This is a genomic window from Pseudomonas sp. RIT-PI-a (assembly GCF_001187875.1).
Classification (GTDB): domain Bacteria; phylum Pseudomonadota; class Gammaproteobacteria; order Pseudomonadales; family Pseudomonadaceae; genus Aquipseudomonas; species Aquipseudomonas coleopterorum.
In genome coordinates, this window is sequence record NZ_LGIR01000011.1 from 1 (window position 1) to 25,730 (window position 25,730).

Consider the following 25,730-nt stretch of genomic DNA (forward strand, 5'->3'; position numbering starts at 1 on the left):
GTTCGGCAGGGGGCGGGTGGGGTAGGGCTCGTTGTGGGATAGGCCTCTTTCTGTGGGACAGGCCTCTTTCTGTGGGAGCGGGCTCTTTGTGGGAGCCCGCTCCCACAGAAAAGCTGCTCCCACAGAAAAGCTGCTCCCACAGAAAAGCTGCTCCCACAGAAAAGCTGAGTCCACAGGAAAGCTGAGCCTACAAAGAGCAGGTTTCACAGAAAGCGCTTCTCCTGAAGCGTCCCTGTGTTCATGGAAGCTCGAGGGCGGCCGATACACCCCGTATCAGCTGCGCAGTACTCTTCTCCAGGCCATCCATGCTCAAGTCCAGCTTCACCTCTCCTGCCTCGCCTGCACAGCCAGCGAGCAGCACTTCCCTGGCACAGGCGTCGTTGGTCACGTTCTGTGCCAGCCTTGCCGTGGTCTTCGCGCTGGCGGTCTCGCTGTCACTGTATTTCGCCCACGGCCTGGATCGTGCAGAGCAGGCCCAAGGGCAGTCACTGATACAGAAAAGCATCGAGGCCGAACGCCGGCTCCTGCAACTGACCATCAAGGATTACTCGTTCTGGGGTGAGGCGTATCGGCATCTGCACCTTAAGGTCGACATGGAGTGGGCCTTCGTGCGAGAGAACTTCGGCCCCGCGCTGTACGATGATTTTGGCTATGAAGCGGCTTTTGTCATCGGCCCGAGCGGCCGATCGGTCTATGCGGTGATCGAAGGCCGCTACGAGACCGTGGCAGCGGCGCAGTGGCTGGGGCGCTCTGTCGACGAGTGGGTGGCCGAAGCCCGCGCGCTCGCCGATGACGAAAAGGTCTTCACAACACTGACCAGCCTGGCCGGCACGCCGGCGCTGGTCGTGGCAGCAGCCATCACGCCCAGTACCGACCCTACCGTGCAGACCGACGACCGGCCGCCATCGGTCATGCTCGTGGTCAACCGACTCGATCCGCGGCGCCTCGAGGAGCTGGGCGCCAACATGGGTTTGCGCGGAGTACGCCTGGGCCGGGCCGATGACCCTGCGGTCGCTCACGCAGAACTGACGGGCGAGCACGGTACGCATTTCGATCTGCAGTGGGATGCCACCCGACCCGGGCGGCAGATGATCATTGTGGTGCTGCCGCTGATCATTCTGGCGACGCTGATCATTTTCGGCATGACCTGGGTCATGTTGCGCCGCAATACCCGCGCGGCCCGTGCCTTGGACAGCAGTCACGAACTGCTGCGCACCAGCCAGGCGGCGCTGACGCTGAGCGAGTCACGCTTTCGCGATGTCGCCGAGGCCAGCTCCGACTGGATCTGGGAGGCCGACTGCGAGGGGCGCCTCACTTACCTGTCCGACCGTTTCGAAGCTGTCACCGGGCTGGACAAGGCGCAGTGGTTGGGAACTTCGCTGGACCAACTCGTGGACCTGCCCGACGGTACCTTGCTGGACCGGCTGCGCAGCAATGTCGGGCAGAGCAACCTGGTCACCGAATGCAGCTATGTCGACAAGCACCTGCAGCAACGCACAGCCAGGATTGCCGCACGCACCAGCGGTACTCAAGGGTTTCGCGGCACCGCCACCGACGTTACCGAGGAGATCGAGGCCCGGCGACGGGTCGAGTACCTCTCGCGCCACGATGTGCTCACCGGCCTGCCCAATCGCAGTCAGTTGCGCGACTATCTGGAAAGCCGCCTCGAAAATGCCCTGGCCGCCAGCCAGCCCTTGGTGATGCTGACCATCGACCTGGATCGCTTCAAGCCCGTCAACGATCTGCTCGGACACGCCACCGGCGACCTGGTGCTGCACGAAATCGGCGCCCGCATCAGGCAGTGCGTGCGCAGCCAGGACATCGTCGCCCGAGTCGGCGGTGACGAATTCGTCATGGTCGTGTCGGGCATGGTCGGGCATCAGGAGATCGAAGCCTTGTGCCGACGGCTGATCGACTTGATCGAGCAAGTGATCGATGTCGACGAGCAGGAAATTCATGTCAGCGCCAGCATTGGCATCGCCGTGTCTCCGGGGGATGCCGCACATGCGCCCGAACTGTTGCGCTATTCCGACATCGCGCTGTACGAGGCCAAAACCAGTGGGCGCGGTACCTGGCGTTTCTATGACGGTGACATGAACGCGCGAATTGTCGAGCGGCGCCGCCTGGAAGGCGATTTGCGCTATGCGGTCAAACATGGCGAATTGCGTCTGGAATACCAGCCGCGCTTTCGCATTGCCGACGGGCGCATGGTCGGCGCCGAAGCCCTGGTACGCTGGCAACACCCTCAGCGCGGACTGCTGGCGCCCGATGCGTTCATACCCATCGCCGAGGAGGTGGGATTGATCACTGCCGTGGGCGAATGGGTGATGGATGCCGCCTGCAGGCAGGCCAGCCAATGGCCCGAAACACTGTTCGTGTCGGTCAACGTGTCGTCCAGAGAGTTTCAGAGCGGGCAGTTGGTCGAGCGGGTCAAGGCGGCATTGCAGGGCTCCGGGCTGGCGGCGAACAGGCTTGAACTGGAGGTCACCGAAAGCGTCATGCTGGAAGACGCCGACAATGCCCTGATACTGATGCGCAGCCTCAAGGCACTGGGCGTGCGCCTGACCATGGATGATTTCGGTACCGGCTACTCATCGTTGAGCTATCTGCGCTCCTTTCCCTTCGATGGGCTCAAGATCGACCGCAGCTTCGTCAGCCGACTGGGTGACAGCCAACCAGACCTGGCCATCGTCGAGGCCGTGATCGGCCTGGGCCGGGCCTTGTCGCTGACGGTAACCGCCGAAGGTGTGGAAACCCTGGAACATCTCAAGTTGCTCGACTCCGTGGCCTGCGACGAAGGCCAGGGCTACTACCTGAGCCGCCCGCTCGAGGGTGCCAGCTTCGATGCGCTGCTGCTTTCCATCAGTTTGCCAACGGGCTGAGCGGGTCATTCAAGAAGCACAGAAGCGAGCCGATAGCACGGCGGTATCCGTTGACGCTGCTTCTTCTCTCCTGCCGGTATTCGACCCTTGATCAAACACCTGAAATTCAGCCATAAAATCCTGCTGGCCGCCGCTCTGGTCGTGACGGCGGCCCTGGCCGCCTTCGCCGGCTTCAATGCCTACCTGCAACGCCAGGCCATCGACCAGAGCCTGCGTGCGTCGCTGACCGAAACCGGTCGAGTGACGGCCGGCAACGTTGCCTATTGGCTCGACGCGCGCATCAAGCTGATCGACAGCCAGGCTCAGGTCCTGGCCCGCGATCGCAGCGCAGAAGGCCTGACCGGCCTGCTCGAGCAGAAGCTGTACACCGACAACTTCGACCTCACCTACCTGGGTGAGGTCGATGGCACCTACACCAAGCGTCCCCACGGCCCGTTGCCGGCCGGCTACGATCCGCGCCAGCGGCCGTGGTATGCGGCGGCGGCCAAGGCCGGTGGCATGATCGTGACCGAACCCTATATGTCGGCCTCGTCGAAAAAGCTGGGCATCACCATCGCCACACCGTTGATGCGCGATGGCCGCATGGCCGGTGTGGTCGGCGGCGATCTGGACCTGTCGACGCTGGTCACCATCATCAGCTCGCTCAACGCCGGCGGCCTGGGCGAAGCCTTCCTGGTGGATGCGGAAGGCAAGATCCTGGTCAGCAGTCATCCCGAACAGGTGCTCAAGCGCCTGCCCGAGGTGTTCACTGAAGGCACGCCGAACCTGGCGCCGGGTTTCAGTTCGGTGCCGCAGAATGGCACGCAGCGGCTGGTCAGCTTCACGCCTGTGGAAGGGCTGCCGTCGGTGAAATGGTACCTGGGGCTGTCGATCGACGAGGCCAAGGCCTATGCGCCGGTGACCCGGGCGCGCAATCTGGCGATCATCGCCACGGTGGTGGCAGTGGTCGCGATCATCGCCTTGCTCGGATTGCTGATCCAGATCCTGCTGCGACCGCTGCGCGAGCTCACTCGCGCGATGGACGACATCGCCGAGGGCGAAGGCGATCTGACCCGGCGTCTGCCGGTGGAGGCGCGCGACGAGTTCGGCGCGCTGGCCACGGCGTTCAACTCGTTCGTGGCACGTGTCCACGGCTCGATTCGCGATGTCGCGCACAGCACCCAGCAGTTGACCCAAGGCACGCGTCGGGTGCTGGAGTCTTCACAGTCGTCGATGCAGCAGTCCGATGTGCAGGCGCAGCGCACCCAGAGTGTGGCGGCGGCGATCAACCAGTTGGGCGCGGCCGCCGAAGAGATCGCGCGCAACGCCGCGCATGCGTCGGGGCAGGCCAGCGATGCGCGTGTGCAGAGCCAGGAAGGTCGCAGCGTGCTGGGTGAGGCCCTGCAGGCGATGCAGGCGCTGTCGCAGAAGATCGGCAGCAGCTGCGAGCACATCGATGCGCTGGACGGCAAGGCGGCCAATATCGGCCAGATCCTCGACGTGATACGGGGAATTTCCGAACAGACCAATCTGCTGGCGCTCAATGCCGCCATCGAAGCGGCGCGCGCCGGTGAAGCCGGGCGCGGGTTTGCCGTGGTGGCCGACGAGGCGCGCTCCCTGGCCAGCCGCACGCAGAGCTCGGCGCAGCAGATTCAGCAGATGATCGAGGAGCTGCAGGGCGGCTCGCGCGATGCCGTGGCGTTGATGCAGGAAAGCCAGCGGCAGAGTGCCCACAGCATGGTAGTCGCCGAGCAGGCCGGCGTGCGCCTGACCACCGTGACCGAGCGCATCGGTGAAATTGATGGCCAGAACCAGTCCGTGGCCACGGCGACCGAAGAGCAGACAGCGGTGGTGGAGACGTTGAACCTGGACATCAGCGAGATCAACCTGCTCAACCAGCAGGGCGTCAGTAACCTGGAAGCCACCCTGAGCGCCTGTACGGCGCTGGAACAGGAAGCCGCACGATTGCAGCAGCTGGTGGGTGGGTTCCGCATCTGATCCGCCAGGTATTGCGCAGGGCGGCCGGACGCGGCTTGCGCCGCTGCTACAGGGGTTGTGCGTGCCTTGGGGGCGGCATGCGTTCCGGCAGGTATTGCGCGGTGTGGCCGGACGCGGCTTGCGCCGCTGCTACAGGGGTTGTGCGTGCCTTGGGGGCGGCATGCGTTCCGCCAGGTATTGCGCGGTGTGGCCGGACGCGGCTTGCGCCGCTGCTACAGGGATTGTGCGTGCCTTGGGGGCGGCATGCGTTCCGGCAGGTATTGCGCGGTGTGGCCGGACGCGGCTTGCGCCGCTGCTACAGGGGTTGTGCGTGCCTTGGGGGCGGCATGCGTTCCGGCAGGTATTGCGCGGTGTGGCCGGACGCGGCTCGGGGGCGGCATGCGCGTTCCGCACATCCGCGTGACGCGTCTGGGAGGGCATACGACATTCCTGTAGCAGCGGCGCGAGCCGCGTCCGGGGGCGCTGCGGATTTGTGGGTGGGATGCGGTGGGTTATGGGCGGCGACCGTGCAGGCGCTCCAGCGTTTGCAATTGCACCCGCAACGGATGATAGGGCGCCCGTGAGCCTTGACCGTCGGCTGCGCCGTACACACCGGCGGGGCAGGAGCGGCCATCGTCCCAACCGGGGTAGTCCAGGAACGGATACCAGCACAGCCCCTGAACATCGACGCCACGCGCAATCGCCAGCGCCAGTTGTTCACCCACGTATTCCAGCCACGGCCCTCGCGCATCCGCCTCGGTGCCGGTTTCGGCCAAGAGGATGGGTCGGCCATAGCGCCGATTCAGTTCAGCCAGCAACCCCGCCAGCGGGCGGAACTCGGGATGCCCCAGCAGGATCCGTTCGCCGTTCTGTCGCCACTGGTTCTGCGGGTAGAAATTGGCGCCGATGATGTCCAGATACCCCTCGCAGCCGCCCAACCCCGGCCACTGACGCCCGGCGAGCATGTCCCAGGCCTGGAACTGCGCCAGCCGATGACCCTCGGCGCGCTCCTGGTCCACGGCACGCGGCGAATCGGGCACGATGTGAATCAGTGGATCGCACTGCACGAAGCGCGCCTGGGGCGCGTGCGTGCGAATCGCATCGATGGCCTCGATGCTGGCCCGCACCAACTGGTGCTTGAGCTCCAGCCCGCGACCATGGGCGCCAGGGTTGAAATAGCCGACGTCGCCGCCGGCCCAGCTCCAGAACGACATCTCGTTGACCGGGGAGCAAAAGGGCACCTCGAAACCCTCATCGACCATCAGCCGCGCTGCGGCACCGGCAAAGCGGGCAAAGCGCTCGACGAATTCCGGCCGCCAGATGTCCAGTCCGTCTGGGTAGCCGTAATGACAGAAATCCCACACCACTTGCAGATTGCACTCACGCGCCGCGCGCAGCAGGGGTAGAAAACTGCTCCAGTCGTAGTGCCCGGAACGCCGTTCGATCTCGTGCCAGCGCAGGCCATCCCGGGCGCAGCCGATACCATCGACCCGCAACTGGCGATAATCTTCAGCCGCCCAGCGTTGATGCCCGGTGCTGACCTGGAGATCGACTCGTTCGCCATCGCGTCGCCGCTGAGCGGCGCATTCGTAACCGGCCATGATGAACGTGTCGAACAGGCCACACGCGCTCAAGCGCCGCGCTCGTCGAGCAGTTCCACGGCAGCCGTCGCACCGGGGACGGGCGCACCCACCTGCTCGATTCGCTGGTACAGCGCCAGCGCCTGACCGACTACCTGATCCATGTTGTAGTACTTGTAGGTGCCCAGTCGCCCGAGAAAGGTGACCCCCGGCGTTTCGTCCGCCAGCGCCTTGTAGCGTTGATACAGCGCGGCGTTTTCGGCCCGTGGGATGGGGTAGTAGGGGTCGCCGTCGGCGCAGGGGTATTCGTAGGTAATGCTGGTCTGCGGGTGTTGCTGCCCGGTCAGGTGCTTGTATTCGGTGATCCGTGTGTAGGGCACCGCTTCGTCCGGGTAATTGACCACGGCCACCGCTTGCAGCTGGGGTTGCTGCAACGTCTTGTGCTCGAAGCGCAGCGAACGGTAGGGCAGGCGGCCCAGACGGAAGCCGAAATACTCATCCACCGGGCCGCAGTAGATCAGCTGGGCGTAGGACAACTGCTCGCGAACCTGGGCGAAATCGGTGTCCAGCAGCACGTCGATACGTGGGTGGTCGAGCATGTTCTCGAACATGCGTGTGTACCCTTCCAGCGGCATGGCCTGGAAGCTGTCGGTGAAGTAGCGGTCGTCCTCGGTGGTGCGCGTGGGGATGCGCGAGGTCACCGACTTGTCCAGCTGCGACGGGTCCAGGCCCCATTGCTTGCGGGTGTAGCCCTGGAAGAACTTCTGGTAGAGCTCCTGGCCGATCTGATTGATCACCACGTCCTCGGAGGTACGGATGCACTCCACCGGCTGTGCGCGCTCGGCCAGAAAGCGTTCGGACTGAGCCTCATCCATCTGCAGGCCGAACAGCGTGTTGAGCGTGGTGAGGTTGATCGGAATCGGCACCAGATGATCGTCGACCTGGGCCAGCACTCGGTGCTCGTAGGGGCGCCACTGGGTGAAGCGCGACAGATAGTCGACAATGCGCTGGGCATTGGTGTGAAAGATATGCGGCCCGTAGCGGTGGACCATCACGCCGGCTGCATCCAGGTGGTCGTAGGCGTTGCCGCCGATGTGTTCGCGGCGGTCGATCACCAGCACGTTCAGGCCAAGCCCTTCGGCCAGGCGCTCGGCAATGACACTGCCGGCAAAACCGGCGCCCACCACCACATAGTCGTAGGGACGGCCGTCGCCATGGGCGGAAGGGCCGCGGCTGGCGCTTTCGATGTTTACCTGAGGCATTCGATCTGCTCCTTCATGGCCGCGCAGGTTTTGTCCCACGACATGCCGTTCAATGCTGCATCGGCCTGGGCCAGCACGCTGTCACGTGCCTCGGCGCCCAGGGCATGTTCTACCGCGGCGATGAAGGCAGGCGGTGTGTCGGCAATGGTCACGACCCCGCTGTCACCGTAATCGTTGATCACATCGGTGATCGGCGTGGACACCACCGGACGTCCACCGGCGAGGTATTCGGGGGTCTTGGTCGGACTGATGAAGCGCGTGGAGGCATTGATGGCGAAGGGCATCAAAGCGACTTCCCAGCCAGCCAGATACCGCGGCAAGTCGCTGTACTGCTTGCCGCCCAGGTAGTGAATGTTGGCGCGTCGCGGCAGGGTCTGCGGGTCGATCTTGACCACCGGGCCGATCAGCACGATCTGCCACTGCGGCCGCTGTCGGGCCAGTTCATCGACCAGCTGGATGTCGAAGCGCTCGTCGATCACCCCGAAAAAGCCCAGGCGCGGATGGCCGATCGCCGCCTGGTCGGTCGGATCAGGAAGCAGCTCTCGGGCCTGGGCAAAGTGGGCGATGTCGACGCTGCTGGGCATGGCGTGGGCGTTGGCGTGTTGGTGGCGCTTGGCCTCCCACAGGCTGTGCCCGCCGGTGAACACCACGTCGGCACGCGCCAGTAGTTGACGTTCCCTTTCGATGAGCTCCGGTGGCGCACCCATGAACGCCGACAGCTCGTCCATGCAATCGAAGATCGTCACCTGGGCCTGCAGGTGGTCGGTGAACGCCAGGCTCATCGGCGTCAGGTACCACAGCAGCAATTCATCGTGTCGATGGTCGGCCAGGTAGGCATCGAGCAGTTCACGTTGCAAGGCGATGACCCGTTCGTGCGGCACACCCGCAGGCAACTGCGGCACCAGCACGGTCACGCCTTGGGCAGGCTGGCTGGTGAGCAACTGCGGCTCGACATGGTCAGCGAACACTGGCTCTTCGAAGAACAGCACGTCATAGCCTTGTGCCAGGCGTGACATGACGTGCTGTGGGCGCTGGTAGACGAAGCCCCAGCGCAGATGGGACAGACACAGCATGAGCGGCCGGCGGGTCGGCGCAGGATCGCGCAGGGCGCGGGAATGAGCAGTCGGGGTAGAGCCGTTGGGCGCCACATCGTTCATGGGGGTGTCCTTGTTTCAGAGCCTGAATCGGGACTGAAGTCAGCAGGGACTGAGCTTCGACGCCACCCGTATGGATTGTGCGCGGCAATGAACAGACCCGGTGGGGAAGGTCATGATCTGTGCTTTGGCAAGGTTTGGACGCTGCCGAAGCTGCGCTCGTTCAACTTTCCCCAAGCGACCGTCCGGCACTGCATGGGAACTCCATGGAGGGCCCGAGGGCATAGCTTCATAGGCCTGATCCCGTCGTCGTATCACGCAGGTGCTATCCCTTGATCTTGACCAGTGTGCCTGCGGGCGCCGGGAGCGACGACGATGATTCTGGTCACAGGCGGTACGGGTTATATCGGCGCGCAGGTCGTTTTGCAGTTGTTGGGCCACGGGCAGACGGTGGTCATTCTCGACAACCTGTGCAACAGCTCGCGCACCAGCCTGGAACGCATCGCCAGGCTGGGCGGACGGCGGGCACGCTTCGTCTTGGGCGACGTGCGTAATCGGGCGCAGCTGGACGCGCTGTTCGCCGACTTTCCCATTACCGCGGTGATTCACTGTGCGGGGTTGAAGGCGGTCGGCGAAAGCGTCCGCGAACCGTTGCGCTACTACGACAGCAATGTCGGCGGCAGCATCACGCTGTGTCAGGCCATGGCGGCCGCTGGGGTCTTTACCCTCATTTTCAGTTCGTCGGCGACGGTCTATGGCGACAGCCCGCGGAAGCCCATCGACGAATGCTGTGCGACCGGGCTGCCGACCAACCCCTACGGTTTTTCCAAACTGATGGCCGAGAATGTCATGACTAGCCTGGCCGCGTCCGATGCGCGCTGGTCGGTCGGGCTGCTGCGCTATTTCAATCCCATCGGTGCGCACAATTCCGGCGAGTTGGGCGAAGCGCCTGCGCAGGTGCCGAACAACCTGCTGCCTTATCTGCTGCAGGTGGCCAGCGGGCAGCGGGACGTGCTCCACGTATATGGCAACGACTACGCCACGGTGGATGGCACCGGGGTGCGTGACTACGTGCATGTGATGGACCTGGCCGAGGGGCACTGGCTGGCCTTGCAGGCCTTGATAGGGGGCAGCGGGGTGCAGGTCTGGAACCTGGGGACGGGGCAGGGCTATTCGGTGTTGCAGGTGGTCGATGCATTCACGCGCACGTGCGGGGTGTCTGTGCCGCTCGTGTTCGAGCCCCGGCGTGCGGGCGATGTTGCCCAGTGCTGGGCCGATCCGGACAAGGCGCGCCGTGAACTGGGCTGGCAGGCCCGACGCACCCTGGACGACATGTTGCGCGACGCCTGGCGTTGGGAGTGCCGATTGGCAGCCCAACACCGCCCCATCCTTTACACCCCGCGCATTACCCCTGTAGCAGTGGCGCAAGCCGCGTCCGAATTAGCCGCGATATAACAGCCTGACCGCACGCACCACCGACGCGGCTTGCGCCGCTGCTACAGGGGTTTTGGCGTGACGGACTGCCGCGGTGTGTCGCACACACCGCGGCAATCGGATTTACAACACCACGCTCGGCAGCCACAGCGAGATGGCAGGGATGTAGGTCACCATCATCAACACCAGGAACAGCGCCAGGTAGAACGGCAGCAACGCCTTCACCGTGGCCTCGATGGTCACCTTGCCGATCGCCGCACCGACGAACAGCACCGCGCCCACCGGTGGTGTGATCAAGCCGATGCCCAGGTTGACCAGCATGATCATGCCGAAATGCACCGGATCCACGCCCACGCTGACGACCACAGGCAGCAGGATCGGCGTCAGGATCAGAATCAGCGGCGCCATGTCCATGATCGTGCCGAGCATCAGCAGCATCACGTTGATGCACATCAGCACCACGTAGCGGTTGTCCGACAGGGTCAGGAACGCCGTGGTGATCTTCATCGGGATTTCCATCAGCGTCAGGATGTAGCCGAAGCTGGCAGCGAAGCCGATCAGAATCATCACGATGGAAATGGTCCGTGCCGCCCGATGCATCAGCTTGGGCAGATCGCGCCATTTGTAGTCGCGGTAGATGAACATGGTCACGAAGAACGACCAGAGCACGGCGATGGCCGCCGACTCGGTCGCGGTGAACACGCCCGACAGGATACCGCCGAGAATGATCACCAGCGCCATCAGCCCCCACAGCGCTTCACCGGCGATCTTCAGCGCCTGGCGCATCGGGATCACTTCGCCCTTGGGATAGTTGCGCTTGCGCGCAAAGATCATGCACAGGCCCATCATCACCGCGCTGAGCAACAGCCCCGGCATGACCCCGGCCATGAACAGCGAGGCGATCGACACCGAGCCACCCGCGGCCAGCGAGTACAGCACCGAGTTGTGGCTGGGCGGCGTGAGCAGAGCCTGTACCGAGCCGCTGACCGTCACCGCCGTGGAGAAATCGCGCGGATAACCCGCACGCTCCATTTCCGGAATCAGCACCGAACCCACCGAGGCGGTGTCGGCCACGGACGAGCCGGAGATGGCGCCGAAAAAGGTCGAGGCGACGATGTTGACCAGCGACAGCCCGCCGCGCACGAACCCCACCAGCACGCCGGCGAAGGCCACCAGCCGTCGCGACATGCCGCCCTCGGCCATGATCGCGCCGGCGAGCACGAAGAACGGAATGGCCAGCAACGAGAACTTGTTGACCCCACCGGCGATCTGGATCATCAGCGCGTCGGCCGGAATCTCGATCCACCAGGCCCCGATCAAGGCCGACAGGCCCAGCGCATAGGCGACCGGCATCCCCACCAGGATCAGGGCGATGAAGCTGCCCAACAGTATGAGAGCATCCATTTACGCAGCACCTTCACTGGCTTCTACGACGTCGAACCGCATCACGGCGCGGTGGCTCTGGTCACCCAGGAAGAGCTTTTCCAGGATAAACACCAGGGTCACGATGCCGCCGAGCGGGATGGGCAAGTAGGAAATACCCACTCGCAGGGAAGGAATCTCACCCAGGTACTGGTTCCAGGTGTTGGCGCACAGCTTGAAGCCCTTGACGATCATGAACAGCGCGACCACCGCCATCAGGATCTGCACGGCCACCGCCGCCACTCGGCGCGCCTGCGCCGGCATGCGTTCCACCGCCATGGCCACGGCCATGTGCGCGCCGGCGCGGTAGCTGGCCGCCGCGCCGAAGAAGGTGAACACCACCATCAGCAGGATCGCCACCGGCTCCGGCCAGCTGGAACCGCTGCCCAGCGCGTAGCGGGTGAAGATGCCCCATGGAATGATCAGGGTCATGGTCAGGACCGACAAGCCGGCGATCCCGATGCAGACCCGGTACAGCAAGTCGTTCAAACGCAGCACAGTGTTTTTCATGAGGCTCACCCAGCGGCGGGGGAGCGGGCGACTGCCGGCTCCCCCTTGGTGTTGACGGACAGGCTTACTTGACGGCTTCGATGCGGGTGATCAGCTCTTTGTACGGCGCGCCGTACTTGTCCCGCACCGGTTGGGTGGCGTCGTAGAAGGCTTTCTTCTGCTCTGGCGTCAAGGTGATGAACTCCACGCCACCGGCCTTGAGCTTGGCTTCCGCCTCGCTGGATTTCTTGTCCCACAGCACGCGCTCTTCCATCTGCGCTTCGCGGGCGAGCTTCTTCACCAGCGCCTGTTGTTCCGGGTTGAGCTTGTTCCAGGTGCCTTTCGCCATCACGATGGGCTCGGGGAGGATCAGGTGCTCGGTCAGCGTGTAGAACTTGGCGTTCTGGTAGTGGTTGTGTTCGAGCAGGGTCGGCGGGTTGTTCTCCGCGCCGTCGATCACGCCGGTCTGCAGGGCGCTGAAGATCTCGCCGGTGGCCATGGCGATGCCATTGCCGCCCATAGCATTGATGGTTTCGATGAACACCGGGTTACCCTGCACGCGGATCTTCATGCCTTTGAGGTCACTGATCTGACGTACCGGCTTCTTGCTGTAGAGGTTGCGGGTGCCGCCATCCATCCAGCCCAATGCCACCAGGTTGAATTCGGAATTGGTGATCTTGTCGAGGATCTCCTGGCCGATTTCACCGTCGATGATGCTGCGCATGTGCGCCTGGTCACGGAAGATGAACGGCAGGTTGAACACGTTCACGTCGGGCACCACCGGGCCGACGATGCCCAGGCTGACCCGGGTCATCTGTATAGCGTTGCTCTGAACCTGCTCGACCACTTCTTTCTCGGAACCCAGCACACCACCGGCGAACATCTTGAAGGTGATCTCGCCATTGCTCTGTTCTACGAGTTTCTTGCCCATCTCCTGCTCGGCCACCACCGGCGGATAACCGGCCGGGTGCACTTCGGCGAACTTGATGTTGATCGCGGCCTGCGCCAACCCGGACAGGCAGAAGGCGAGCGGGAGTGCTGCTACGAGTAACGTGCGTTTGAAATCCATGGATAACTCCAGCGTTGTTGTTGTTTTGGTGTCGCAAAGGATTCAGTTGTCGCCAAACGGTCCGGCAGCGACAAAGGCGCCACCCTGATAGACCATGGCCGGATCGTCGGCAGCGGGCATCGGTTGCGCGTCGATCTTGTCGCGGAACACTTCCGAGCTGTCCTTGGGGGCGAAACCCAGGTGCGCGGCATAGCGGTTGTCCCACCACACATCGCGGTTGGCCGAAGCGCCGTAGACCACCGTGTGGCCCACGTTGGGGGTGAACAGGCTCAGTTCGATGAGGCGGGTCAGGTCGTCGAAACTCAGCCAGGTGCTCATCATTCGGCGGTTGGCCGGCTCGGGGAACGAGGAGCCGATGCGGATGCTGACGGTTTCGATGCCGTAGCGATCGAAGTAGAAGGTGGCCAGGTCCTCGCCGTAGGACTTGGACAGCCCGTAGTAGCTGTCCGGACGCCGCGGCGAATGGGCATCGATGGTCTCGTCCTGCTTGTAGAAACCGATCACATGATTGGAGCTGGCGAATACTACGCGCTTGACGCCATGTCGGCGCGCCGCTTCGTAGATGTGAAAGACCCCGCAGATATTGGGGCCGAGGATGTCTTCGAAAGCATGCTCCGTCGATACGCCGCCGAAATGCACGATGGCGTCCACGCCTTGTACCAGTTCATGCACCGCCTGCTTGTCGGCGAGATCGCACAACTGGAATTCTTCGGAGGTATCGGAACGGGTGTCGGTGGAGGCGGGAAGAGGGACGATATCGGAGAGCCGCAGGGTGCGGGCGAAGGGTTTCAGACTTTCTCGAAGCACCTTCCCCAGACCGCCGGCGGCGCCGGTCAGGAGAAGGCGATTGAAGGGATTCTGGACGGTGTGAATGCCTGTCATGAGCGAGTCCTTTGTCGTTATTGTTTTTGTCATCTGTTGTCGTATGACTTGGTTCGGATTATCGACAGCTCTTGACGATCTTGTCAACGCGACTAATGGCGAAAGCCGCGCGTGAGCTCAGCCGTTGCCGACAGGCGGGTGACTGCCAGGGTCTAGAGGCGAATCCAGCGCTGGCGCATCCAACCGCTCAGGGCATCCACGCCCAGCACGAGCAGCAGCATGGCCAGAATGAGCGTGCTGGCGCGCGCCTCCTGGAACAGGCTGAGGCTGACGTAAAGCATCTGTCCCAGCCCGCCGGCACCGACGAAACCAAGGATGCTGGCCATGCGAATGTTGTTTTCCCAGCGGTACAGGGTATAGGCCAGCAGCTGTGGCCAGAGGTTGGGCAGGGTGCCGTAGCAGAACGCCAGCCAGGCGTTGCCGCCCTGCAGGCGGATCGCGTTGGCAGGTTCGGGCGGGGTGTTTTCCAGCGCTTCGGCAAACAGCCGGCCGAGCACACCGGCCGTGTGCAAGGCCAGCGCCAGGGTACCAGCGTTGGGTCCAAGCCCGGCGGCCAGCACCATCAGCACCGCCCAGACCAGCTCGGGTACTGCTCGCAGGGCATTGAGCAGCAGCTTGGCAAAACCCTGCATCGGCCAGCCCAATCGGCCGGCGGCGGGAATAGCCAGCAGCAAGGCGGCCATCGCGGCCAGCAACGTGCCCAGCGCCGACATCGCCAGCGTTTCCAGTGAGGCATGGCCCACGGCCCACAGGTGTCCGGCGGTGAAATCCGGAGACAGGAAGCGCGCCGCGTAACGGGCCATGTGACCCAGGCTGTCGGCATCGCCCAGGTTGAATGGGTTCAGGCCCAGATAGGCGAAGGAGGCGACCACCGCCAGGATGATGGCCAGTACCAGCGCTGCATTGCCCAGGCGCCTCATGTGAAACGCCCTCGCAGCACCCGGCTGAGCAGGTCGGCGAACAGCACCAGCACGATGAACGTCAACAGGATGCTGGCCACTTCGGCGGAAGCGAACATGCGCATCGACAGGTTGATCTGTTGGCCCAGCCCACCGGCGCCAACGAAGCCCATCACCACCGAGGCGCGCACTGCGCACTCCCAGCGATATACGGTGTACGACATCAGTTCGGCGGCAGCGGCCGGAAGCGTGCCATAGGCGAACGCGGCCAGGCGCCCGGCGCCCGCACGCATCAGGGCCTGTGCCGGACGTTGATCGATCGACTCGTAGATCTCGGCATACACCTTGCCGAGCATCCCCGCGTAGGTGATGGCAATCGCCAGCACACCGGCGGTCGGGCCCAGGCCCACGGCGCGGACGAAGAGCAGGGCCCAGACGATCTCCGGCACGCTGCGCAGAAAGATCAGCACGCCACGCACCGGCCAGCGCACGCAGGTGCCCGGCCAGCCAGGGCGAGCGCCGATGCTGGCCGCCGACAGCGACAAGGCTCGGCTGGCGAGCAGGCTGGCGGGCACCGCAAGCACCAGCGCCAGAAACATGCCCGCGGTGGCGATGGCCAAGGTCTGCGAGGTCGCGTCCCACAGCAGCGCCAGAAAGTCCTGGTCATGGGCCGGCGGCCAGAAACCGGCCAGGAAGGCACCGGTGGATCGACTGACGGCTGGATCGAACAGCACGCCTGGGTTCAGCTCGGCCAGACGGATGCCGGGCCACAGCAACAGCACCGCCAGCGCGGCCAGCAGCAGCCGCGGCAGAGCGGCCGGATCGCGTTGGTGCCGACTCAGCATCGCGGCAGCCAGGGCGTCGCGGTGTCCGCTGACGTGGGGGCAGGGCTCAGCTGCGCGTTGGCATACAGGTCATCCAGGCGCTGTGCGGTGACTTCGGCAGCGCTCAGGTCGAAGGCGATCCGGCCGTCGCGCACGCCGATGATTCGTGGGAAGCAGGCCAATGCCAGCTCCACCGTGTGCAGGCTGGCCACCAAGGTGACGCGCTGTTCGCTGGCGTGCTGGCAGAGCAGGTCCAGGGTATGCCGGGCCAGCCTGGGGTCCATCGCCGAGACCGGCTCGTCGGCCAGCAACAGCGCTGGCTGTTGGTACAGGGCGCGAGCGATGCCAACGCGCTGCAATTGCCCGCCCGACAGCTGCTGGCATTGGGCGAACAGCTTGTCGTCCAGGTCCAGCCGCGCCAGCAGCGCCCGGGCGCCGGCAACGTCCCCCGGATGCAGGAGGTTGAGCAGGCCCTTGCCCCGCCCCCATTGCCCCAGCTCGCCGGCCAGCCCCGCCGTGACCACCCGTTGCCGGGGCGGCAGCGGCGGGGCCTGATGGATCAGACCGAGGCGCGCCCGCCGGCGCTGTCGCGCGCGACTGCTCCGCTGCCAGGGCTGCCCGCCCAGCACCGCCGGCCCGCCCGCGCGGGGCGGCCGGGCAGGCGCCAGTACATTCAGCAAGCTGGACTTGCCGGCGCCCGACGGGCCGATGATCGCCACGCGCTCCCCGGCGGCGATGTTCAGATGCACGTCGCGCAGGGCCTGCACCCCGTTGCGGTGGCGCAGGTCGACGGCCGTCAGGCGCAGGGTCATTTCAACAGATCGGCAGCGCGGGCGGCGTCCTCGATGCCCTTGTAGTTCTCAGGCTTGGTGGCGATGAAGCGGCTGGCTGCCTGCAGGTCGAGGATCGCCTTGTCTGCGGGCTTGGCCGGATCGAGGGCAAGGAACGCCTGCTTGAGCTTTTCCGCCAGCACCGGGTCGAGGGTGCCGCGCACGGTCCAGTTGTAGTCGAAGTAGGTCGGCGTGGTGGCGAACACCTTGACCTTGTTGGTGTCGACCTTGCCGCTGTCGACCAGCTTCTGCCAGACGCTGGCATTGAGCACGCCGGCATCGACCTTGCCTGCCTGCACCCACGCCGCGGTGGCGTCATGGGCGCCCGAATAGGCAACGCGGCTGAAATAGGTCTCAGGCTTGATGTTGTCCTGCAGCATGAAATAGCGCGGCATCAGGCTGCCGGACGTCGACGAGATCGAGCCAAAGGCAAAGCTCTTGCCCTTGAGGTCGGCCAGCGATTTGACGTTCGGGTCGCTGGTGATGAATTTGCTGGTGAACTGGGCATCCTGCTCACGCTGCACCAGGGGAATGGCGTTGCCGGTTTTCTGGTTCACCTGGACGAAGGTGAAGCCGCCCAGCCAGGCCATGTCCAGACGATCGGTGGCCAGCGCCTCGACCACCGCCGGGTAGTCGGCGACCGGCACGAACTCGACCTTCATGCCGGTCTGCTGCTCGAGGTACGCACCCAGCGGCTTGAACTTGCGCAGCAGTTCGGTGGGCGCCTCGTCGGGGATGGCGGACACCCGCAGAACGTCGGCGGCGAAGCTGGTGACCGCGCTGGCGCACAAGGCAAAGCCGGCAACCAGTGACAGGGAGCGCTTGAACATGATGGGTCTCCGAAAGGTGGCGCAAGGCGCGCGGGCGAGGCCCGGTACGCAAGGATAGAGGTGGCGCGATTATAAGAGTCACTGCAGGAAAGGCCAGCTTTGATAGACTTCGCAGCCTGTTTCCCGGACCTCGAGAAGGCTGCCATGAATTCGCCCATCCGTTTGACCCAATACAGCCATGGTGCCGGTTGCGGCTGCAAGATCTCGCCCAAGGTCCTGGAAGTGATCCTGGCCGGCAGCGGCGCGCAGAACCTGGACCCCAAGCTGTGGGTCGGCAATGCCTCGCGCGACGACGCTGCGGTGTACGCGATCGACGAGGAACGCGGGGTGGTGTCCACCACCGATTTCTTCATGCCCATCGTCGATGACCCGTTCGATTTCGGGCGCATCGCGGCCACCAACGCGATCAGCGACATCTACGCCATGGGCGGCGATCCGTTGATGGCCATCGCCATTCTCGGTTGGCCGGTCAATCTGCTGCCGCCGGAAGTGGCTCGCGAAGTGATCCGCGGCGGCCGCGCGGTGTGCGACGCCGCCGGCATTCCGCTGGCCGGCGGGCATTCGATCGACGCCCCCGAACCCATCTTCGGCCTTGCGGTGACCGGCCTGGTCGACAAGCGCCACATGAAGCGCAACGACACCGCCCAGGTCGGCGACCGCCTGTACCTGACCAAGCCGCTGGGCATCGGCATCCTCACCACCGCCGAGAAGAAATCCAGGCTGCGCGACGAAGACGTCGGCGTGGCCCGCGACTGGATGTGCACCCTGAACAAGCCCGGCAGTCGCTTCGGCAAACTGGCCGGGGTCAGCGCCATGACCGACGTCACCGGTTTCGGACTGCTCGGGCACCTGGTCGAGATGGCCGATGGCGCGCAGCTCACCGCACGCCTGGACTACGCCGCCGTGCCGCGCCTGCCCGGCATCGATCACTACCTGCGCGAGGGCTGCGTGCCTGGCGGCACTCAACGCAATTTCGAAAGCTACGGCGAACGCATCGCTGCCCTGACCGATGAGCAGCGTGACCTGCTCTGCGACCCGCAGACCAGCGGCGGCCTGCTGGTCGCGGTCAGCGCCGCCGGTGAGGCCGAGTTCGTCGCCCTGGCCGCGGAACTGGGCCTGCAACTGGCACCCATCGGCAGTTTGATCGAACGTCTGCCCCATGCGGTCGAGGTGATCTGATGCGTGACAACAGCAGCGACTACCGCGCGTTGTTCCTGGGCGATGTGCCGATGATGGATGCCCGCGCGCCGGTGGAGTTCGACAAGGGCGCGTTCCCCGGTGTGCACAACCTGCCGCTGATGGACGACCTGGAACGGCAGAAGGTCGGTACCTGCTACAAGCAGCACGGCCAGGAGGCCGCCATCGCCCTGGGCCACCGCCTGGTGTCGGGCGACATCAAGGAACGCCGGATCGCGGCCTGGGCGGCATTCGCCAAGGCCAACCCGCACGGCTACCTGTACTGCTTCCGCGGCGGCCTGCGATCGCAGACCGTGCAACGCTGGCTGCAAGAAGCCGGAATCGACTATCCGCGAGTGCTGGGCGGCTACAAGGCCATGCGCAGCTTCCTGCTGGACACCCTCGAACAGGCGGTGGAGCAATGCCGGTTCGTGGTGCTGGGCGGCATGACCGGCACCGGCAAGACCGACGTACTGGCGCAGTTGAGCAATGCCCTGGACCTGGAAGGGCATGCCAACCACCGCGGCTCCAGCTTCGGCAAGCGCGCGACCGGGCAGCCGGCGCAGATCGATTTCGAGAACCGCCTGGCCATCGACGTGCTGAAAAAGCGTGCCGCCGGCATCGAGCAGTTCGTGCTCGAAGACGAAAGCCGTCTGGTCGGCAGCTGCAACGTGCCGTTGTCCCTGCATCAGGGCATGCAGGGTTATCCCTTGGTGTGGCTGGAAGACAGCTTCGATAACCGTGTCGAGCGCATTCTGCGTGACTACGTGGTGGACCTGTGCGCGGAGTTCGTCAGCCTGCACGGCGAAGAGGGCCATGAGCTGTTTGTCGAGCGTCTGTTGCAAAGCCTGGATCGGATCTACAAGCGCCTGGGCGGCGAGCGACATCAGCGTCTGCAGGGCCTGATGCAGGCCGCGCTGGACGAACAGCAGCGCAGTGGTCAGGTCGATCTGCATCGCGGGTGGATCGAGGGGTTGCTGCACGAGTACTACGATCCGATGTACGCCTACCAGCGTGAAAGCAAGGCGTCGCGGATCGAATTCGCCGGCGACCAGGCCGCCGTGGTCGACTACCTGCGCGAGCGCCTGGCCAAAGGCTGAAAACCGCGGGCGCGGTTCGCAGCCAGGCCAGGTCGAGGCTTAGTTGATGCGCGGATGCTGTTCCACCAGAGACTTGCGCTTGGCTTCCAGCTCGGCGATCTGCGTGTCGATGTCTTCGATTTTCTGCTCGATGTTGTCGTGGTGCTCGACCAGCAGCTCACGGGCTTCTTCGATGTCCGACGCCGCCGGTGCCGCACCACGCAGAGGCCGGTTGGCGGTCTCTTTCATGGTGATGGCAGTGACGAAACCGATCACGGCGAACACCATCAGGTAGTAGGCAGGCATGTACAGGTCGTCGGTGCTTTCCACCAGCCAGGCGACCGCGGTCGGCGTCACGCCGGCGATCAGTACCGAGACGTTGAAGGCACTGGCCAGGGCGCTGTAGCGGATGTGCGTGGGGAACATCGCCGGCAGCGTCGAGGCCATCACGCCGATGAAGAAGTTCAGCACCACGGCCAGCATCAGCAGGCCGGCGAAGATCAGGCCGATCTTGCCGCTGTTGATCAGCATGAAGGCCGGAATGGCCAGGAAGAACAGGCCGATACTGCCGAACAGAATGAAGGGCTTGCGGCCGAACTTGTCGCTGGCATAGCCGATCGCCGGCTGCGCGAACAACATGCCGACCATGATTGCGATGATGATCAGCACACCATGGCTTTCGCTGTAGTGCAGGTTATGCGACAGGTAGCTGGGCATATAGGTGAGCAGCATGTAGTAGGTGACGTTGGTCACTGCCACGATGCCGATGCAGGTCAGCAGGCTGCGCCAGTGCTTGGTCGCCACCTCTTTGAACGAAACCTTCGGGCCACCGGCCAGGCCTTCGCGATCGCCCTGTTCGAGCTTGTCGACGTGCTGCTGGAACGCTGGCGTTTCTTCCAGCGCATGGCGCAGGTACAGGCCGATCATGCCCAGCGGCAAGGCCAGGAAGAACGGCACGCGCCAGCCCCAGTCGAGGAACTTCTCCTCGCCGATCACGGCAGAAATCCCGACCACCACACCGGCGCCGAGCACGAAACCGGCTATCGAGCCGAAGTCCAGCCAACTGCCGAGGAAGCCACGCTTGCGGTCCGGGGCGTACTCGGCGACGAAGATCGACGCGCCGGTGTACTCACCGCCCACCGAGAAGCCTTGGGCCATCTTCGCCAGCAGCAAAAGAATCGGGGCCCAGATTCCGATGGAGTCGTAGGACGGAATCAAGCCGATCGCGAAGGTGCTCAGCGACATGATCACAATGGTGGCGGCGAGGACTTTCTGCCGGCCGTATTTGTCGCCCAGTGCGCCGAAGAACAGGCCACCCAGGGGGCGAATCAGGAAAGGCACGGAGAAGGTGGCCAGGGCCGCGATCATCTGCACGCTGGGATCGGCACCCGGGAAGAACACCTTGCCCAGCGCGTAGGCCACGAAGCCGTAGACGCCGAAGTCGAACCATTCCATGGCGTTGCCAAGCGCGGCGGCGGTGATCGCCTTGCGCATCTTGACGTCGTCGACGATGGTGATGTCGTTCAACCCGATCGGGTTGACTTTTTTTCTACGAGATTTCATCGATGTTTCTCTTTGTGTCAAAGCGGCTTGTCCCCATGAGATACAAATTGACACCAAAAAATTCACTGGTGGCGGCGATTTAGTATCGCCACAGCGGTCCGTTCGCCTGCCCGATTACCGCCGTCGGTGATCGTCCAAGACGCACGGGTGAAAAAACCGGATAATGCGCGCCATTCGTTTTTGCTTGCATCAGGTGCTCCCCCATGGAAATCAAGGTCAATTTTCTCGACAACCTTCGACTTGAAGCCAAGTTCGACGATTTCACGGTGGTGGCCGACCAACCCATTCGCTACAAGGGCGACGGCTCGGCGCCGGGGCCTTTCGACTATTTCCTGGCCTCGTCGGCACTGTGCGCGGCGTACTTCGTCAAGCTGTACTGCAACACGCGCAACATTCCCACCGACAACATTCGCCTGTCGCAGAACAACATCGTCGACCCGGAAAACCGCTACAACCAGATCTTCAAGATCCAGGTCGAGCTGCCCGCGGACATGTCGGCCAAGGACCGCCAGGGCATCCTGCGCTCCATCGACCGTTGCACCGTGAAGAAGGTGGTGCAGACCGGGCCGGACTTCATCATCGAAGAAGTCGACAACCTCGACGCCGATGCCCAGGCCCTGTTGATGCCGACCCAGCAGGCGGGCGCCAGCACCTATGTGCTGGGCAAGGACCTGCCGCTGGAGCAGACCATCGCCAACATGTCCGGCATCCTCGCCGGGCTGGGCATGAAGATCGAGATCGCCTCGTGGCGCAACATCGTGCCCAATGTCTGGTCGCTGCACATCCGCGATGCCTACTCGCCGATGTGCTTCACCAACGGCAAGGGGGCGACCAAGGAAAGCGCGCTGGCTTCGGCCCTGGGTGAGTTCATCGAGCGCCTGAACTGCAATTTCTTCTACAACGACCAGTTCTGGGGCGAGGACATCGCCCAGGCCGACTTCGTCCATTACCCTGACGAGCGCTGGTTCCAGCCAGGCCGCAAGGATGCCTTGCCCAGCGAGATCCTCGATGCCCACTGCCTGGCCATCTACAACCCCGATGGCGAGCTGCGTGGCTCCCATCTGCACGACACCAACTCGGGCAACATCGAGCGCGGTATCTGCTCGCTGCCCTTCGTGCGTCAGTCGGATGGCGAGACGGTGTATTTCCCGTCCAACCTGATCGAGAACCTGTACCTGAGCAACGGCATGAGTGCCGGCAATACCTTGGCCGAAGCCCAGGTGCAGTGCCTGTCGGAGATTTTCGAACGGGCGGTCAAGCGCGAGATTCTCGAAGGCGAACTGGCGCTGCCCGATGTTCCGGCCGAGGTGCTGGCGCGCTATCCCGGCATCGTGGCAGGCATTCAGGGGCTGGAAGAGCAGGGCTTTCCGGTGCTGGTCAAGGACGCCTCCCTGGGCGGGCGCTTCCCGGTGATGTGCGTGACCTTGATGAACCCGCGCACCGGCGGCGTGTTCGCGTCGTTCGGCGCCCATCCAAGCCTGGAAGTGGCGCTGGAGCGCAGCCTTACCGAGCTGCTGCAGGGCCGCAGTTTCGAAGGGCTCAACGACTTGCCGCAACCGACCTTCGAAAGCCATGCCCTGATGGAGCCGAACAACTTCGTTGAGCACTTCATCGATTCCAGCGGCGTGGTGTCGTGGCGTTTCTTCAGTGCCAAGGCCGACTTCGCCTTTGCCGATTGGGACTTCACCGCTCAGGGCGACAACGCCAATACCGAGGAAGCGGCGACGCTGTTCGCCATTCTCGACGGCATGGGCAAGCAGGTGTACATGGCGGTCTACGAGCACCTGGGCGCCAAGGCGTGCCGGATTCTGGTGCCGGGGTACTCGGAGATCTATCCGATCGAAGACCTGATCTGGGACAACACCAACAAGGCGCTGTTTTTCCGCGAAGACATTCTCAATCTGCATCGTCTGGATGACGATGCACTGGGCAATCTGTTGCAACGCCTGGAGGAGTCGGAGCTGGATGACTACACCGATATCCGCACGTTGATCGGCATCGAGTTCGACGAGAACACGGTGTGGGGGCAGTTGACCATTCTGGAGTTGAAGGTGCTGATCCAGCTGGTGCTGGAGCGCTTCGACGACGCAAAGGAGCTGGTCGAGATGTTCCTGCAATACAACGCCAATACCCTGGACCGTGTGCTGTTTTTCCAGGCCTTGAACGTGGTGCTCGAGGTGGAGCTGGACAGCGATCTGGACATGGCCGATTACGAGGTCAATTTCCGCCGCATGTTCGGCGATGCGCGGATGGATGCAGCGTTGGGCTCGGTGGACGGCAGCGTGCGCTTCCATGGCCTGACACCCACGAGCATGAAGCTCGAAGGCCTGGATCGTCATCTGCGCCTGATCGACAGCTACAAGAAACTCCACAGCGCCCGCGCCCAGTCCTGACCCACCGCGTACACCGCCGACGCGGCTTGCACCGCTGCTACACGGGTGGCGCGAGCCGGATTTGCCACCTGCCTGCACCGCCGACGCGGCTCGCACGGCCCCTGTAGCAGCGGCGCAAGCCGCGTCCGGGATCGCCGCGTTGGTTCTGACCCACCGCGTCCCGGCAGCACCACCGTGCTCAAAGCGGAGCGCTCAGGTATCGCTCCACCAATCGCTTTATCGAACCGTCGCGATGCAGGGTTTGCACCGCGTCGCGCAGACTGCGCACCATCTGCGGCGAACAGCTCTTCGAACAGGCCAGATACAGATCCGACGTCATCAGCACCGGGCTCATCAGCAACGGCCGTTCGGACACCTGCCGCCAGATGTATTTCGACTCGGGCACCCCATTGAACCAGGCATCGACGCGCCCCAGCAGCAGCATCTGCGCCGGATTCTCACCGATACGCAGCGGGTAGATCTGCGAAGCATCGAATCCTTCGTCATACAGCTTGCGTTCCTGCGCACTGCCCATGCCCACCGCAATGCGATGATAGGTGCGACGCGCCTGGGCGAAGCTTTCGACGCGCTGGTCAAGGCTGAAAAACGCCCGGTCCATACTCATGATTGGCGCAATCCAGGTGTAGGCCGCTTCCCTGTCAGGGGTGCGCGACAGGGGCACGATGAGCATGTCCTGGCCTTGCTGCACCGTGCGTTGCGCCCTGAGCCAGGGCAGTATATGGGTGTTCATTCGATAGCCCGCCAGCACCATGGCCTGCCCGGCGGCATCGGCCACGATGCCTTGCTGGCCTGCGACGCCGGCCATGCTCAGCGGCGGCGCCTCGGGCATGTACAGATCGAAGGCTCGCGGGCTCGCTGCCCAGGCGACCGTGTCGAGCAAGCTGTACAGCAAAAGGGCGCAGACCGACTTGAACAGCGACCCGCGCAAGCGGTTCAGATGATCCATTGCAACGATCCGACGGTATTCGGTGACGGGCACCAAGAGGGCCAGCATAGTCGCTAATCGCGTTATCTGCTCATGCGGGAACCGCACCACGCGCAGACCCTCCTATCTGACATCTACTCATGTATGAGGACACCCCTGGTGGAGACCGAGCAAAGCTGGTCGTTCGATGCAGCGCAGATCGCGCAGGCAGAGCGCTTCAACAAGACCCTGAGCCGCCTGCCGCGGTTCCGTATCCGCAATCGCGTCACCCCGATGCTGATCCAGACCCTGCTCCGTGCAGGGCAGTTGGCCAGCTCGCTCAAGCCCGTGCGCCATGACGTGGCCATCGAAGAGCGCCTGCTGCGCCTGCCCGACGCCCGCCCGGTGAAGGTGCGCATCCTGCGGCCATCCCGGCCGCCCAAGGGTCTGGTGCTGGATTTCCACGGCGGCGGCTGGGTCATCGGCAATGCCCAGATGAACGATGACCTCAACATCGCCCTGGTGCAGGCCTGTGATGTCGCAGTGGTTTCGGTCGACTATCGCCTGGCTGTCTCGACGCCCCTGCAAGGTCTGCTCGACGACTGCCTGGTGGCCGCACGCTGCGTGTTGGGCGATGCCTTTCCCGAGTTTGCCGACCTCCCGGTGATCGTCGTTGGCGAGTCCGCCGGTGGACATCTGGCCGCCGCCACTCTGTTGCAGCTCAAGCAATGGCCTGCGTTGCTGCAGCGCGTGTGCGGGGCGCTGTTGTATTACGGTGTCTTCGACCTGACCGGCACCCCCAGCGTGCGCAACGCCGGGCCCGACACGCTGGTGCTGGACGGTCCGGGCATGGTCGAGGCGTTGCGGCTGCTGACCCCGGACCTGGACGATCAGCAACGCCGGCAGCCGGTGGTATCGCCCCTGTACGGTGACCTGCAAGGCCTGCCGCCCGCGCTGATGTTCGTCGGGGAGCTGGATCCGCTGCGCGACGACACCCTGTTGATGGCCGAACGCTGGGGCAAGGTGGCCCCTGTGGACCTGCGCCTGTTGCCGGTGTCGCCCCACGGTTTCATCCACTTTCCCACACCCATGGCCGACAGGGCTCTGGTCCACAGCCGTGAGTGGATCGTCCGACTGTTGGCGGCATAGGTTGCTGCGGACC

The 25,730-nt window shown here is 64.1% G+C and carries 20 protein-coding genes and 1 pseudogene; 8 read left to right on the plus strand and 13 right to left on the minus strand.

All coding sequences use genetic code 11. The features are described from left to right. Window positions 1-305 precede the first annotated feature (305 nt). From AC788_RS02255 to AC788_RS22110, 3 genes and pseudogenes are all read left to right on the plus strand, one after another. Window positions 306-2,882, plus strand: coding sequence for a bifunctional diguanylate cyclase/phosphodiesterase (locus tag AC788_RS02255; RefSeq protein WP_049859013.1), 2,577 nt, complete (start codon window positions 306-308; stop codon window positions 2,880-2,882). A 141-nt stretch (window positions 2,883-3,023) separates the two neighbouring features. Further along, a pseudogene (locus AC788_RS22105) lies at window positions 3,024-4,001 on the plus strand (HAMP domain-containing protein); the annotation flags it as partial. 93 nt (window positions 4,002-4,094) lie between these two features. Further along, window positions 4,095-4,859, plus strand: coding sequence for a methyl-accepting chemotaxis protein (locus tag AC788_RS22110; protein ID WP_442965527.1), 765 nt, complete (start codon window positions 4,095-4,097; stop codon window positions 4,857-4,859). Window positions 4,860-5,350: 491 nt separating this feature from the next. Here AC788_RS22110 and AC788_RS02265 read toward each other — a convergent pair whose 3' ends face one another. From AC788_RS02265 to AC788_RS02275, 3 genes are read right to left on the minus strand one after another with little or no spacing between them, the layout of a single operon-like run. Next, window positions 5,351-6,472 carry a beta-glucosidase gene (locus AC788_RS02265; protein ID WP_442965509.1) on the minus strand — a complete coding sequence of 374 codons (1,122 nt, stop codon included), beginning with the start codon at window positions 6,470-6,472 and terminating at the stop codon, window positions 5,351-5,353. Continuing rightward, window positions 6,469-7,680, minus strand: coding sequence for a UDP-galactopyranose mutase (gene glf, locus AC788_RS02270; RefSeq protein ID WP_049859015.1), 1,212 nt, complete (start codon window positions 7,678-7,680; stop codon window positions 6,469-6,471). The genes AC788_RS02265 and glf overlap by 4 nt, the downstream gene beginning before the upstream one ends. Beyond that, window positions 7,668-8,837, minus strand: a complete 1,170-nt coding sequence (locus AC788_RS02275; RefSeq protein ID WP_082223543.1) for a glycosyltransferase family 1 protein — start codon at window positions 8,835-8,837, stop codon at window positions 7,668-7,670. Before AC788_RS02275 ends, glf begins: the two co-directional genes overlap by 13 nt. 312 nt (window positions 8,838-9,149) lie before the next feature. Here AC788_RS02275 and galE point away from each other — a divergent pair, with 312 nt between their 5' ends. After that, window positions 9,150-10,229 carry a UDP-glucose 4-epimerase GalE gene (gene galE, locus AC788_RS02280; RefSeq protein ID WP_082223544.1) on the plus strand — a complete coding sequence of 360 codons (1,080 nt, stop codon included), beginning with the start codon at window positions 9,150-9,152 and terminating at the stop codon, window positions 10,227-10,229. Window positions 10,230-10,331: 102 nt separating this feature from the next. Here the strand turns inward: galE and AC788_RS02285 are convergent, their stop codons facing one another. The 8 genes from AC788_RS02285 to AC788_RS02320 form a co-directional block, all read right to left on the minus strand. Further along, window positions 10,332-11,612, minus strand: a complete 1,281-nt coding sequence (locus AC788_RS02285; protein WP_049859016.1) for a TRAP transporter large permease — start codon at window positions 11,610-11,612, stop codon at window positions 10,332-10,334. Further along, window positions 11,613-12,140: a TRAP transporter small permease gene (locus AC788_RS02290; RefSeq protein ID WP_049859017.1), complete on the minus strand. Its 528-nt coding sequence runs from the start codon at window positions 12,138-12,140 to the stop codon at window positions 11,613-11,615. It lies immediately after the preceding gene. Between the two features lie 64 nt (window positions 12,141-12,204). Further along, the gene (locus AC788_RS02295) at window positions 12,205-13,188 is read right to left on the minus strand and encodes a TRAP transporter substrate-binding protein (RefSeq protein ID WP_049859018.1); all 984 of its coding nucleotides are present in this window, start codon (window positions 13,186-13,188) and stop codon (window positions 12,205-12,207) included. A gap of 42 nt (window positions 13,189-13,230) precedes the next feature. Beyond that, window positions 13,231-14,070 carry an NAD-dependent epimerase/dehydratase family protein gene (locus AC788_RS02300; RefSeq protein ID WP_049859019.1) on the minus strand — a complete coding sequence of 280 codons (840 nt, stop codon included), beginning with the start codon at window positions 14,068-14,070 and terminating at the stop codon, window positions 13,231-13,233. A 152-nt stretch (window positions 14,071-14,222) separates the two neighbouring features. After that, entirely contained in the window at window positions 14,223-14,990 is a 768-nt protein-coding gene (phnE, locus tag AC788_RS02305; RefSeq protein WP_049859020.1) for a phosphonate ABC transporter, permease protein PhnE, read from the minus strand. After that, window positions 14,987-15,814 carry a PhnE/PtxC family ABC transporter permease gene (locus AC788_RS02310; protein WP_049859021.1) on the minus strand — a complete coding sequence of 276 codons (828 nt, stop codon included), beginning with the start codon at window positions 15,812-15,814 and terminating at the stop codon, window positions 14,987-14,989. Before AC788_RS02310 ends, phnE begins: the two co-directional genes overlap by 4 nt. Further along, window positions 15,808-16,605 (minus strand): phosphonate ABC transporter ATP-binding protein, encoded by a 798-nt coding sequence (locus AC788_RS02315; RefSeq protein ID WP_049859022.1) that lies wholly within the window; start codon window positions 16,603-16,605, stop codon window positions 15,808-15,810. Before AC788_RS02315 ends, AC788_RS02310 begins: the two co-directional genes overlap by 7 nt. Further along, window positions 16,602-17,453 (minus strand): putative selenate ABC transporter substrate-binding protein, encoded by an 852-nt coding sequence (locus tag AC788_RS02320; RefSeq protein WP_049859023.1) that lies wholly within the window; start codon window positions 17,451-17,453, stop codon window positions 16,602-16,604. Before AC788_RS02320 ends, AC788_RS02315 begins: the two co-directional genes overlap by 4 nt. A gap of 144 nt (window positions 17,454-17,597) precedes the next feature. On the opposite strand from AC788_RS02320, the gene selD reads away from it, so the two are divergent. Both selD and mnmH read left to right on the plus strand, forming a co-directional pair. Continuing rightward, entirely contained in the window at window positions 17,598-18,632 is a 1,035-nt protein-coding gene (gene selD / locus AC788_RS02325) for a selenide, water dikinase SelD (RefSeq protein ID WP_049859763.1), read from the plus strand. After that, window positions 18,632-19,729 carry a tRNA 2-selenouridine(34) synthase MnmH gene (gene mnmH / locus AC788_RS02330; protein ID WP_049859024.1) on the plus strand — a complete coding sequence of 366 codons (1,098 nt, stop codon included), beginning with the start codon at window positions 18,632-18,634 and terminating at the stop codon, window positions 19,727-19,729. The genes selD and mnmH overlap by 1 nt, the downstream gene beginning before the upstream one ends. A 39-nt stretch (window positions 19,730-19,768) precedes the next feature. Here the strand turns inward: mnmH and proP are convergent, their stop codons facing one another. Continuing rightward, window positions 19,769-21,271 carry a glycine betaine/L-proline transporter ProP gene (gene proP, locus AC788_RS02335; protein ID WP_049859025.1) on the minus strand — a complete coding sequence of 501 codons (1,503 nt, stop codon included), beginning with the start codon at window positions 21,269-21,271 and terminating at the stop codon, window positions 19,769-19,771. Window positions 21,272-21,474: 203 nt separating this feature from the next. Here proP and AC788_RS02340 point away from each other — a divergent pair, with 203 nt between their 5' ends. Continuing rightward, complete coding sequence (locus AC788_RS02340) at window positions 21,475-23,664, plus strand: OsmC domain/YcaO domain-containing protein (protein ID WP_049859026.1); 2,190 nt, start codon at window positions 21,475-21,477, stop codon at window positions 23,662-23,664. Between the two features lie 178 nt (window positions 23,665-23,842). Here AC788_RS02340 and AC788_RS02345 read toward each other — a convergent pair whose 3' ends face one another. Further along, window positions 23,843-24,610: a substrate-binding periplasmic protein gene (locus AC788_RS02345; protein WP_049859764.1), complete on the minus strand. Its 768-nt coding sequence runs from the start codon at window positions 24,608-24,610 to the stop codon at window positions 23,843-23,845. Window positions 24,611-24,748: 138 nt separating this feature from the next. Here AC788_RS02345 and AC788_RS02350 point away from each other — a divergent pair, with 138 nt between their 5' ends. After that, the gene (locus AC788_RS02350; protein ID WP_049859027.1) at window positions 24,749-25,717 is read left to right on the plus strand and encodes an alpha/beta hydrolase; all 969 of its coding nucleotides are present in this window, start codon (window positions 24,749-24,751) and stop codon (window positions 25,715-25,717) included. Window positions 25,718-25,730 lie beyond the last annotated feature (13 nt).